Below are 12,218 nucleotides of genomic sequence, written 5' to 3'. Positions count from 1 at the left end.
GCGGCCCGCGGCGGTCCTGCGGGCGAAGCCGCCGCGGTCCGGCAACGACCCGGCGGATAGGCCCGCTCACCCATACCAGCCCCACCTGCTGAGGAACCCGTGCTGCTCCCGCTCGCCGACGGGAGCACCACGCTCCAGGTGACATCGATCCCCGCGTACCCGGAAAACAACACTCCCAGAGAGGTCAGCATCGTGGCTCCTTCCCGACGAGCGACGACGACGCCTTCCGATCAGCACATCTGTGGTCTCCGACCTCGGTCTATCTGTCGCCACATCGACATCCACCAGCGGAGGGAGTTGCGCCATGTTCAGACGTGAAGCCATCGCCAAGCCGATCGCGGCCGCGGCGATGCTGGTCCTGATGGCGGGCGGTGCGTTGCTCAGTGGCACGCTTGGCGGTGCCGCGTCGGCCGCCGATGTCGGCACGCTCGCGGCGACCGCAGGATGCGGCCGGGCCCCCACGCTGGCGAGCGGGACGCACACGATCCAGAGTGGCGGCAAGAACCGCAGCTTCATCCTGCGGCTCCCGGACGGATACGACCGCAACCGCCAGTACCGGTTGGTCTTCGGCTTCCACTGGTGGGGCGGCACCGCCGTCGACGTCGCCACCGGGCAGACCGTGCAGCGTGACGTGTGGGCGTACTACGGGCTGCTGCGACTGTCGAACAACAGCACCATCTTCGTCGCCCCGCAGGGCCTGAACAACGGCTGGGCCAACGCCGGCGGCGAAGACCTGGTCTTCGCCGACGACATGCTCCGGCGTATCGAGAGCGAACTGTGTGTCGACACGACGCAGCGCTTCTCTGTCGGCTTCAGCTACGGCGGCGCGATGAGCTACGCGCTGGCATGCGCCCGTCCGAACGTCTTCCGCGCGGTCGCGGTCCAGTCCTCTCCCGGTACGCTCAGCGGCTGTAGCGGCGGTACCCAGCCGGTCGCCTACCTCGGCGTGCATGGAATCGGCGACAACATCGCTAGCGGACGGTCGTTGCGCGACCGGTTCGTCCGCAACAACGGTTGTACGGCGGCCAGCCCGCCCGAGCCGAGGGCGGGCAGCTTGACCCATACGGTCTTCAGCTATTCGGGATGCCGGGCCGGCTACCCGGTCGTCTGGGCGGCGTTCGACGGCGGTCACATCGCGGCTCCCCAGGACGGCGCCGGTGGCGACAGCGGGTCGCGGACCTGGGTCCCGGGCGAGGTGTGGCGGTTCTTCACGCACTTCGCCGGCACCACGCCGACGACCCCGCCCACCACGCCGCCGGCGACCGGGCCGACCAGCCAGCCGCCCGGGAACTGCGCCGCCACCTACCGGGTCACCGGCCAGTGGCAGGGCGGTTTCCAGGCCGAGGTCACCGTGACGGCGGGCGCGACCGCCCTCACCGGATGGCGGGTGAGCTGGACGTTCGCCAACGGGCAGACCATCACCCAGATCTGGGGCGGTCGCAACGCGCCCAGTGGGAGCACCCAGAACGTCTCCAACGAGACCTGGAACGGCAACCTGGGCCCCGGCACGTCGACCACCTTCGGCTTCATCGGCACGTCGACCGGCACCAACAGCACACCGCTACCGACGTGTACGCGGGCGTAGCAGCCGAACCACCGTCACTTCCGGCCGGGCACGCCGCGGCGTGTCCGGCCATTCTCCCGAACGGGCCGCCGGTAGGACACACCCTCCACGTCGCGGCGACGCTCGCCCCATGAACGTCCCGTTACCCGCACCGGATGGCAAATGAGGCACCACGCTCACGGTCATGGCATCACGATTCCTCGGCGCGTTCGCGGCCGTGGGGGAACGTCTCCGCAACGGCACCATCTTTGATACCGGGAAGGTGAAACATGTCATCCTCCGTCAGCCGGCGACGGCTGCTCCAGACCGCTGGCGCCGTGGCCGCTGCCACCGCCGCCGGCTCCGCTCTCGGACGCTCGCCCGCGCAGGCGGCGATCGCGCCAGTCAGGCCCGACATCGGAGTGTCCGCCTACGCCTTCGAACTCGGCCAGGTGCGGCTGACGGCGAGCAGGTGGCTGGACAACCAGAACCGCACCGTCGCCTACCTACGGTTCGTCGACGTCAACCGGTTGCTGTACAACTTTCGGGCCAACCACCGGCTGTCCACCAACGGCGCCGCCGCCAACGGGGGTTGGGACGCGCCGACCTTCCCCTTCCGTACCCACATGCAGGGCCACTTTCTCACCGCCTGGGCGCAGGTGTATGCCGTCACCGGAGACACCGCTTGCCGGGACAAGGCCAACCACATGGTTGCGGAGCTGGCGAAGTGCCAGGCCAACAACGGCACCGCCGGGTTCAACACCGGCTACCTGTCCGGCTTCCCCGAGTCCGACTTCAACGCCCTTGAAGCGCGGACCCTGTCCAACGGGAACGTGCCGTACTACGCCATCCACAAGACGCTCGCCGGCTTGCTCGACGTCTGGCGTCACATCGGCAGCACCCAAGCGCGTGACGTGCTGTTGAGGCTCGCCGGTTGGGTTGACTGGCGCACCGGCCGGCTGAGCAGCCAGCAGATGCAGTCGATGCTGGGGACGGAATTCGGTGGCATGAACGCGGTGCTGACCGACTTGTGCCAGTACACCGGCGACCCGCGTTGGCTCACCGCCGCACAGCGGTTCGACCACGCCGCGGTGTTCAACCCGCTTGCGGCCAACCAGGACCAGCTGAACGGGCTGCACGCCAACACCCAGGTGCCAAAGTGGATCGGGGCCGTGCGGGAGTACAAGGCCACCGGCACCGCCCGCTACCGCGACATCGCCGCCAACGCCTGGAACATCTGCGTCAACGCGCACACGTACGCCATCGGCGGCAACAGCCAGGCCGAGCACTTCCGGCCGCCCAACGCCATCGCCGGCTACCTCAACAGGGACACCTGCGAAAGCTGCAACACGTACAACATGCTCAGGCTCACCCGGGAACTGTTCACGTTGGACCCGGGCCGGGTCGCCTTGTTCGACTACTACGAGCGGGCCTGGCTTAACCAGATGATCGGCCAACAGAACCCGGCCGACAGCCACGGGCACGTCACCTACTTCACCCCGCTCAACCCGGGAGGCCGCCGTGGAGTGGGTCCGGCGTGGGGCGGTGGCACCTGGAGCACCGACTACAACAGCTTCTGGTGCTGCCAGGGCACGGGCCTGGAAATGCACACCCAGCTGATGGACTCCATCTACTTCCACAGCGACAACACCCTCATCGTGAACATGTTCGTGCCGTCGGTGCTCAGCTGGTCGCAACGCGGAATCACGGTCACTCAGAGCACGTCGTACCCCGTCAGCGACACGACGACGCTCCAGGTTACCGGCAACGTCAGTGGGACGTGGTCGATGCGCCTCCGGATCCCGAGCTGGACCACCGGAGCCACCGTCAGCGTCAACGGCGTGGCGCAGGGCCTCACCACCACGCCTGGTAGCTACGCCACCGTGACCCGCTCGTGGACCTCCGGCGACACGGTCACGGTACGCCTGCCGATGCGTGTCGTCATGCGGGCAGCCAACGACAACGCGAACGTGGCGGCGGTCACGTTCGGTCCCGTCGTGCTGTCCGGAAACTACGGCAACACGTCGCTCAGCTCACTCCCGTCGCTGAACACGTCCTCGGTCACCCGGACCAGCAGCGCCTCGCTCGCCTTCACCGCCATCGCCAACGGTGTCGCGGTCAACCTGGGCCCCTTCTACGACGCGCACGGCCACAACTACACCGTCTACTGGAACACCGGCGGCCAGGGCAGTGGCACTGTCCGTCTCGTCAACGCGGGCAGCGGTTTCGTGCTGGGCATCCAGAACATGTCGACGGCGGACGGAGGCCGCGCCCTCCAATGGCACGACTCGGGCACCGCGGACCACAACTGGGAGATGGTCCCTGACGGGACCGCGGTCCGCTTCCGCAACGCCCACAGCGGCAAAGTGCTCGGGGTACAGGACATGTCCACAGCGGACAACGCCACCGTGTTGCAGTGGGCGGACAACGGCACCGCCGACCACAGGTGGACGATGCTCGACCAGGGGGATGGGACATACAAGATTCGCAACGTGCACAGCGGCAAGCTGCTCGGCATCCAGAACAATTCCACCGCTGTCGGCGCGTTCGCGGTCCAGGACTCGGACAACGGCACCGCCGACAACCGGTGGCGAATCGCGCGCAACAGCTAGGGATTCCTGAATTGACGGTTGGCGATTGACGTGCTCGTTCGGCACCGCGCAGACGAGCACGCGGTTGTAGACCTCACTCCCGCGCGGCGGCGCGGGGTCCGCGCGCCCCCGCGCCGCCACCCTCCTGCCCCACCTACCCCGAGGATTCACGTGCAGAACAGACGCTTTCGGCTCGGGATCGCGGCCGCGAAACAGCCTCGTCCGTGCTTTCCGAGAGGCCGAAGGTGTCTACCGCAAGTCGGTCTGACCCTCGCCGCTCTGCCCCGGAGGACACCGCTGGTCACAGGGCGATGTCCGTCCTATGCGGACACGGCGGGCGGTGGGTTGGTGGCCGTGGGATCGGCGCCGTCGAGTGGAAGGGCCTGGCTCAGCCCGAGCGGGTCGAGCCGCTGCCGCACCGCAGGGCTGGGCAGGAGACCACGTTGGTGCGGCTCTCCCCAGCGCGGAGCACAGCGTCGACGATGGCTGTGGTGCCCTCCGGGGAGAGGAATTCCACGGTCGTCAGGTCCAGGACGAGTACATCTGGACGGCCGGTGAGCACGCTGCGAACCGAGAGGGAGAAGTCGCCGCTGGTGTTTTCGTCCAGCCTGCCGGAGACGATGAGGTGTATGCCGTTTCCGTGCGTTTCGACATGGCAGGACATCCTGTCCGGGAGCTGCATAGCAGCCCACCCTTCCGGAGTCGTCGCCGAGTCGGCGAGTTACAGACGAGGTGATTAAACGCTACAAAGATTTGATGTTTTTCGTCAAAGGGTGGTTGATAGTTCGGATTTGTGTGGCTTGCTTCACGCGGAGCCAGAAATGTCATCTAATCTTTGGAGGCGTTGGCGTGTCGTCGTCGGGCAAGGCATTGAGGGACTCCTCCACGCCGATCAGGTGGTTGGCCATCCTGATCCGCGCCCGCTCCGGATCGCGTGCTGCGAGCGCCTTCCAGATCGCGAGGTGCTCGTCGTGGGTGCGCCTGTCGGCGCCCTCCTCGTGCAGGCTCCGCCACAGCCGTGCCCGCACCGTGCGGCCGGCGAACGCGTCGATCAGACCCACCAGGACCGGGTTGCCGGTGTGCGCGGCGATGATGCGGTGGAAGTTGATGTCGATCTCGATGATGCACTCGTGGTCGTGTGGTACCTCGCTGGCGATCCGGGTCGCCTCGTCGAGCAGCGCGCGGGCCTCGGTGAGGGCCTGGTCGGTGATCCGCGCGGCGGCCAACCTGGCCGCTTCGCACTCCAGCAGGCGGCGGATCGCGTGGACATGGCGCGCGTCGCCTCGACCTTCGAGGTCGACGACGAAACCCATCGGCGCCAGTAGCTGCGTCACGTCGAGATTCGTGATGTACGTGCCGTTGCCCTGCCGCGTATCGACCACGCCCAGGATCGACAGCGCGGAGATCCCTTCGCGGAGGGAACCGCGTGAGACGCCGAGCGACTCGGCGAGCTCCTTCTCGATGGGCAGGCGGTCTCCGGGGCGGAACACCCCTTCGAGGATCATGTGCTTGATGCTGTTGATCACTTCGTCAGCGCGAGACATCGACGTCCACTTCTGCCCTGGTGCGGCGACGGTGAGCTTACCCGACAGGTGGCCTGCGGCCGATACATCATATGACCCCTTACTCTTGATGTTGAAGTCAGATGTCTCCATCGGCCTCCGTGTCTACGGCTCGGACCAGCGGATACCTGCCTGAGAGGGGGCATCGTGGGCGGGCTGCGGAACGCATTGACTCACTCCTATCGGTGACTTAACGTTTGATGTCTGGCGTTATGCGCGCCGCTGGGCACCCCCATCCAGAGAGGAACCCGCGATGTCCTCATCGATGTTCACGTTCACGCGACGGCGACTGATCACTGCGGCAGGCCTGGCCGGCGCCGCCGCGGCCACCGGCTTGGTCCGGGCCGGCGTCGCCTGGGCCACCGACGGACCATCTAGCTACACGCCGACGTGGGCGTCGGTCGATCAGCACCCGCCAGCTCCCGAGTGGTTCCAGGACGCCAAGTTCGGCATCTACTACCACTGGGGCGTCTTCAGCGTTCCCGCCTTCGCGAACGAGTGGTACCCGCGAAACATGTACTTCAGCGGCTCCGGGGAGAACAACCACCACCGCAGTGTCTACGGTGAACCGTCGGCCTGGCCCTATCACAACTTCATCAACGGAGCCCGAGACCGGGCCGGCAACTGGGTACAGTTCGCCCCGCGCCTGCGATCGGCGGGCGGCAACTTCGACCCGAACGAGTGGGCGCAACTGTTCGCCGACGCCGGCGCGAGATTCGCTGGGCCGGTAGCCGAACACCACGACGGCTACTCGATGTGGAACAGCCGCGTGAACGAGTGGAACTCGGTCGCCACGGGGCCTCGGCTCGACCTGCTCCGCCTGCACGCGGACGCGATCCGCGCCAGGGGTCTCAAGCTGGTCGTCTCCCTCCACCACGCCTTCAACTTCACCGGCTTCTACGAGCGGGTACCGGCACAGTCGACCACGAGTCTGCGCAAGCTCTACGGCCAGCTCAGCGCCGCCGAGCAGCAGCAGCTCTGGTACGACAAGCTCAGGGAAGTTATCGACGGCTACCAGCCCGACATCATCTGGCAGGACTTCAATCTGCACCGGATCGACGAGTCGCGGCGGCTGGACTTCCTGGCGTACTACTTCAACCAGGCCGTCGCCTGGAACAAAGATGTGGTCACCACGTACAAGGACGGGTTGAACAACCGTGGTTCGGTCTATGACTTCGAGCGTGGCGGTCCGGCCGGCCTCCAGTACCCGTACTGGCTCACCGATGACAGCATCTCCAGTTCCAGTTGGAGCTACACGGTCGGCATCGGTTACTACTCGCTCGACGCGATGCTGCACTCGCTGATCGACCGGGTCAGCAAGAACGGCAACATGCTGCTCAACATCGCCCCGATGGCGGACGGCACCATACCGTCGGGACAGCGTTCGATCCTGCTCGGCATCGGCGACTACCTGCGGCGGTTTGGCGAGTCTGTCTACGCCACTCGGGCTTGGTCGGCGTACGGCGAAGGCCCCACGCAGATGGGCGGCGGTTCATTCGTCCAACCGCGTGCGGGGACCAGCCAGGACATCCGCTTCACTCGCAGCAAGGACAACCGTGTCCTGTACGCCACCGTGCTCGGCTGGCCTGGCACGACCCTGAACATCACCACCCTCAGCGCGAGCCGGATCAATCTGAGCACGCTCGGTGCGGTGCAGTTGCTCGGCTCCACCGCTGGTTCGTACATCAACCTGCCCACCCGGGTCCAGGACGGGTCGGGTCTGCGCATCACCCTGCCCGCCAGCCCGCCTTTCACCGCGCCGGCATACGTGGTGAAGCTGACCTTCTCGGGCCCGATTCCGACCCTTGGCGGCGGTGGTGGAAGCATCCCGACGGGTTGGGCCCGGATTACGAACGCCGCCACAGGGCTCGTCCTGGACTCTGGCGGAAATGTTGCCTCGGGGGCGCAGCTGAAGCAGTGGACCTACGACGGCAGCACCAACCTGCACTGGCAGCTTGTGGATCTGGGCGGCGGATACTACCGCCTCGTCAACCGAACGAACGGGATGGTGGCTGACAGCTGGGGAAACACCGCCAACGGCGCGAACGCGATGCAGGCGCCGTGGAACGGCGGCAACAACCAGCAGTGGCGACTGAACAGCATGGGCAACGGCCGCTATCAGATCATCAACCGCGGAACCGGTACATGCCTGGACAGCGGGGGCGACGCGACCGCCGGCGCGCGGGTGAAGCTGTGGGCTCCTGGTGCCAGCACGAACCTCCAATGGACCATTACGACGGTGTGACCCCGCATGGGGGAAGACGGAGCGTCCGGCCTCGTCTTCCTCGACGACACGCGCACCGCGCGACCGCGTAAGGGCATCAGCGAGGCAACAGACAGATCAACGTCCATCACGAGGGCGGTATCCCAAGGGGTCTGCCGACAACGGCGGCGGCGGTTCGCGATTGCGAGGTGTGGTCAGGCGTGGGCGACGAACGCGACCAGTGGCTCGACGATCCTGTTTTCAACCGACCGGAATCCGATCTTGACACCGGCGTGCGGCCACGCTCCATCGTCATGCGTGACGTGGCGCGGCTGGCCGGCGTCTCCCATCAGACGGTGTCCCGCGTGTTGAACGGTCACCCCCGAGTGGGGCAGGAGACGCGCCAGCGCGTGCTGGCGGCAACGCGGGCGCTCAACTATCGGCGCAACCTGGCCGCTCGCACGCTGGTCACCCGCCGTTCCGGCATTCTCGGCGTCGTGGGCTTCGAGACCAAGCTCTTCGGCCCCGCCTCGATGCTGTACGGGATCGAGGAAGCGGCGCGCGCCGCAGGTTACCTGGTCACCGTCGCGAACGTCCGCACGGCGGACAGTGAGTCCGTGCGCGGTGCCGTCGACCGCCTGTGCCAACATGCCGTCGAGGGCATCATCGCGGTCGCGCCCAAGCCCACGCTGATGGACACCCTCGTCGAGGTCCCGTCTGGGCTACCGACGGTCGGCGTGGGCGGCGGCGTCAGCGGCGCCGTGCCCACCGTGCGCATCGACAACCTCGCCGGCGCGCGCCTCGCCACCCGGCACCTGCTCGACCTCGGCCACACCACCGTCCATCACGTGGCCGGCCCGCTCGACTGGCCAGAGGCACGCGAACGAATCGTCGGCTGGCACGACGTCCTCCTCGCCGCCGGTGTATCGGTTCCGGCGATCTGGCCGGGCGGGTGGAGCGCCAGGTCGGGGTACGAACAGGGGCAGAGACTGGCCCGCGATCCGTCGGTGACCGCGGTCTTCTGCGCCAACGACCAGGTCGCGCTCGGTGTACTGCGTGCACTGCATGAGACCGGGCGGTGGGTACCGGGAGACGTGAGCGTCGTCGGTTTCGACGACACGTCGGACTCCGGATTCTTCCTGCCCCCACTGACGACGGTCCACCAGGACTTCGCCGAGCTCGGCCGGCGCAGCCTTCGCGTCCTTCTGGACCGGCTAGACCCCGACCGGGCGGGGGAGCCGCGAGTGGAACACGTGCAGCTGCCACCCCAGCTCATCGTGCGGGCCAGCGCGACCCGTGCTCGGCACATCACGATATGACGCGGGATGAGGGCGGGCAGTGCTGTCCCGGACGATGCGGGTCGTGGCGAGTTCGAGCGGTCGTGCGGCAGCGCCGGTCCAGTGGCCATGGTCAGGACCTTGCCGCGGCGGCACCTGTCTCGGCGAAAGGGCTGCCGCACCGTCGTCATGGCCCGGCCGCTTTCCATGCCATCTGCGAGGTCTGGCCGCGCTGTGGAGCCATCGCTCCAGGGCTGGCGAAATCGTGGAGCCGGCCGTGCGCGGCGAAGGCTCCACGATGGACCATCGGACCCGCGCGGATCTGCGCCAAGGGCGCCGAAGCGGCGTGGAGTCAAGGTTTCGGCGACTCATCCGGGCGGAGGGCATCCCAGGAAACGTGCCCGCAACATCTTGACGAGCCCTGCTGTTATCGTTCACAGTCCATATGTGCGGGGTGCGTGACTACCCGTTTGAGCAGGCCAGGGGCGTCCGTGGCCAAAGTCGTGCGTTTCGCTGCATGATGGAAGCGATGGTCGTTGTTAACGCTAACAGCGATAGAGATCGACGCGGAGTGACCGCCCGGAAACCTGGACTGCTGACCCTGCGGTGACGTGGGAGTGGACCGGACCGCGTTCGACTTCGATAGGGCGAAGAGGAGGGCACGGCGTGCTTGGTGGGCTGAAACGAACCGTGCGGTGGCGTCGTGGTAGGCGGGCAGGGCTGGCCGCCGTGGTGACGGCAGTTGTCGGCGCCGGGCTGATGGTCGCGGTGGGCGCCACGTCCGCGTCCGCGGCGACGGTCGACACCAGCGCGTGGTATGTGTTGGTGAACCGGACCAGCGGCAAGGCGTTGGACGTGTACAACCTGGCCACCAACGACGGCGCGCGGATCACCCAGTGGACCCGCAACGACGGGGCCTGGCAGCAGTGGCAGTTCGTCGATTCCGGTGGTGGCTACTACCGGCTGAAGTCGCGTCACTCCGGCAAGGTCCTCGACGTCTACAACTTCTCCACGGCCGACGGCGCGGCCATCGTGCAGTGGGCCGACGGCAACGGGAGCAACCAGCAGTTCCGGCTGGCCGACTCGCCGGACGGATACGTGCGGCTCATCAACCGCAACAGCGGCAAGGCGGTCGAGGTGCAGAACGCGTCGACCGTGGACGGCGCGAACGTCGTTCAGTACAGCGACTGGGGTGGCAACAACCAGCAGTGGCAGCTCGTGCGGGTGGGCGGCGGCACCAGTCCGACGACTTCGGCGCCGTCGACGTTTACCAACCCGGTGCTGTGGCAGGACTTCGCCGACATCGACATCATCCGGGTCGGCGACGCCTACTACTACTCGGCGTCCACGATGCACTACTCGCCGGGCGCGCCGATCCTGCGTTCGTACGACCTGGTCAACTGGGAGTTCGCCGGACACTCGGTGCCCAGGCTCGACTTCGACAACGGCGCGTACGACATGTCCGGCGGGCGGGCCTACGTCAAAGGCATCTGGGCATCCACATTGAACTACCGGCCGAGCAACAGCACGTTCTACTGGATCGGCTGCGTGGAGTTCAACCGCAGCTACGTCTACACCGCCTCCACCGTGGAGGGGCCGTGGACGAAGCGGGCGCGGATCAACAACTGCTACTACGACGCCGGCCTGCTGGTCGACGACAACGACACCATGTACGTCGCTTACGGCAACGGCACGATCAGCGTGGCCCAGCTCGCCGCCGACGGGCTGAGCCAGGTCCGCGCCCAGCAGGTGTTCACCACACCGTCCAGTGTGGGCACGCTTGAGGGCGCACGGTTCTACAAGCGCAATGGCAGCTACTACATCTGGCTGACCCGCCCGGCCAACGGCCAGTACGTGCTGAAGGCCAGCAACCCCTGGGGACCGTACGAGATGCGTCAGGTCCTCCTGGACCTGCCCGGCCCGATCTCGGGCGGGGGAGTGCCGCACCAGGGCGGCCTGGTGCAGACGCAGAACGGACAGTGGTACTACATGTCCTTCGTGGACGCCTTTCCGGGCGGCCGCGTGCCCGCCCTGGCGCCGATCTCGTGGACCTCGGACGGCTGGCCGGTGTTGCAGACCGTCAATGGTCGCTGGGGCACCTCGTACCAATACCCGAACGTTCCCCGCCCGCCGCGTCAGGTCAAACCGATGATCGGGACGGACACCTTCGCCGGTACGGCGCTGAGCCCGCAGTGGGAGTGGAATCACAATCCGGACACCAGTCGGTACTCGGTGAACAACGGGCTGCGGCTCCAGACCGCGACCGTCACCAACGACCTGTACTCGGCGCGGAACACGCTGACCCACCGGATCCAGGGCCCGACTTCCACCGCCACCATCGAGCTGGACTACAGCACGATGGCCAACGGCGACCGGGCCGGCCTGGCGATGCTGCGTGACCAGTCAGCCTGGATCGGCGTCCGGCGCGAGAACGGCGCCTATCGAGTGTCGATGACCAACGGGCTGACGATGAACAGCAGCTGGGCCACCACCGGCACCGGCGCCGAACAGGCCTCCGCGGCCGTGTCCGGTGGACGGATCTGGCTGCGTGTCAACGCCGACATCAGACCTGGCTCCGGGCGGCAGGCCACCTTCTCGTACAGCACCAACGGCAGCACCTTCACACGGCTGGGCCCGGCGTTCACATTGAACAACGCCTGGCAGTTCTTCATGGGCTACCGCTTCGGCATCTTCAACCACGCCACGCAGAGCCTCGGCGGTGCCGTCACCGTACGCCGCTTCGACCTCACCACCCCCTGAAAGCTCCCGGTACTCAACCGTGGCGCCAGGTCGTCCGGCCTGGCGCCACGCGCGGGCGTGCGGTCGGAACGCGGCGACCACCGCTCGACAGAACATCATCGCCGCGAAAGTGGCCCCAGATGCTTGGAGGTAGATGTGAAGCTCGCCGCACGTGCCCGAGGCAGGGCGGTTTTGAGACAGGGATTCGTATCGCTCATCGGCCTGCTGTGTGTGGTGTCGCTGGTGCCGGGCGTGGCGCGGGCCGACAACCCGATCGTGCAGACCATCTACACGGCCGATCCC

Annotated in this window: 7 protein-coding genes; 5 read left to right on the top strand and 2 right to left on the bottom strand. The window is 67.1% G+C overall.

Annotated features, from left to right (window positions below):
- Window positions 1–304: 304 nt before the first annotated feature.
- On the top strand, window positions 305–1,585 hold the full coding sequence (locus ACFFIA_RS39115; RefSeq protein WP_377261499.1) for a CE1 family esterase: 1,281 nt from the start codon (window positions 305–307) through the stop codon (window positions 1,583–1,585).
- Window positions 1,586–1,833: 248 nt separating this feature from the next.
- On the top strand, window positions 1,834–4,155 hold the full coding sequence (locus ACFFIA_RS39110) for a beta-L-arabinofuranosidase domain-containing protein (RefSeq protein WP_377261497.1): 2,322 nt from the start codon (window positions 1,834–1,836) through the stop codon (window positions 4,153–4,155).
- 367 nt (window positions 4,156–4,522) lie between these two features.
- Here ACFFIA_RS39110 and ACFFIA_RS39105 read toward each other — a convergent pair whose 3' ends face one another.
- Together ACFFIA_RS39105 and ACFFIA_RS39100 are read right to left on the bottom strand one after the other, a co-directional pair.
- On the bottom strand, window positions 4,523–4,816 hold the full coding sequence (locus ACFFIA_RS39105) for an STAS domain-containing protein (protein WP_377261495.1): 294 nt from the start codon (window positions 4,814–4,816) through the stop codon (window positions 4,523–4,525).
- 142 nt (window positions 4,817–4,958) lie between these two features.
- Complete coding sequence (locus ACFFIA_RS39100; RefSeq protein WP_377261493.1) at window positions 4,959–5,678, bottom strand: FadR/GntR family transcriptional regulator; 720 nt, start codon at window positions 5,676–5,678, stop codon at window positions 4,959–4,961.
- A gap of 271 nt (window positions 5,679–5,949) precedes the next feature.
- Between ACFFIA_RS39100 and ACFFIA_RS39095 the strand changes: the two genes are divergently transcribed.
- The 3 genes from ACFFIA_RS39095 to ACFFIA_RS39085 all read left to right on the top strand — a co-directional run bounded on the left by ACFFIA_RS39095 (window position 5,950) and on the right by ACFFIA_RS39085 (window position 11,936).
- Window positions 5,950–7,941: an alpha-L-fucosidase gene (locus ACFFIA_RS39095; protein WP_377261491.1), complete on the top strand. Its 1,992-nt coding sequence runs from the start codon at window positions 5,950–5,952 to the stop codon at window positions 7,939–7,941.
- Window positions 7,942–8,213: 272 nt separating this feature from the next.
- Window positions 8,214–9,218 (top strand): LacI family DNA-binding transcriptional regulator, encoded by a 1,005-nt coding sequence (locus ACFFIA_RS39090; RefSeq protein WP_377261503.1) that lies wholly within the window; start codon window positions 8,214–8,216, stop codon window positions 9,216–9,218.
- Between the two features lie 717 nt (window positions 9,219–9,935).
- Window positions 9,936–11,936 carry a family 43 glycosylhydrolase gene (locus ACFFIA_RS39085; protein ID WP_377261501.1) on the top strand — a complete coding sequence of 667 codons (2,001 nt, stop codon included), beginning with the start codon at window positions 9,936–9,938 and terminating at the stop codon, window positions 11,934–11,936.
- The last annotated feature ends 282 nt before the right edge of the window (window positions 11,937–12,218 follow it).

This window comes from Phytohabitans kaempferiae (assembly GCF_042433955.1).
GTDB lineage: Bacteria > Actinomycetota > Actinomycetes > Mycobacteriales > Micromonosporaceae > Phytohabitans > Phytohabitans kaempferiae.
Note: the sequence above shows the minus strand (reverse complement) of the source record. Positions and strands in the feature narration are given on the sequence as shown.

Coding starts and splice junctions, on each gene's coding strand:
- ACFFIA_RS39115 (WP_377261499.1), top strand. CDS start 305: ATGTTCAGACGTGAAGCCATCGCCAAGCCGATCGCGGCCGCGGCGATG.
- ACFFIA_RS39100 (WP_377261493.1), bottom strand. CDS start 5,678: ATGTCTCGCGCTGACGAAGTGATCAACAGCATCAAGCACATGATCCTC.
- ACFFIA_RS39110 (WP_377261497.1), top strand. CDS start 1,834: ATGTCATCCTCCGTCAGCCGGCGACGGCTGCTCCAGACCGCTGGCGCC.
- ACFFIA_RS39090 (WP_377261503.1), top strand. CDS start 8,214: ATGCGTGACGTGGCGCGGCTGGCCGGCGTCTCCCATCAGACGGTGTCC.
- ACFFIA_RS39095 (WP_377261491.1), top strand. CDS start 5,950: ATGTCCTCATCGATGTTCACGTTCACGCGACGGCGACTGATCACTGCG.
- ACFFIA_RS39105 (WP_377261495.1), bottom strand. CDS start 4,816: ATGCAGCTCCCGGACAGGATGTCCTGCCATGTCGAAACGCACGGAAAC.
- ACFFIA_RS39085 (WP_377261501.1), top strand. CDS start 9,936: ATGGTCGCGGTGGGCGCCACGTCCGCGTCCGCGGCGACGGTCGACACC.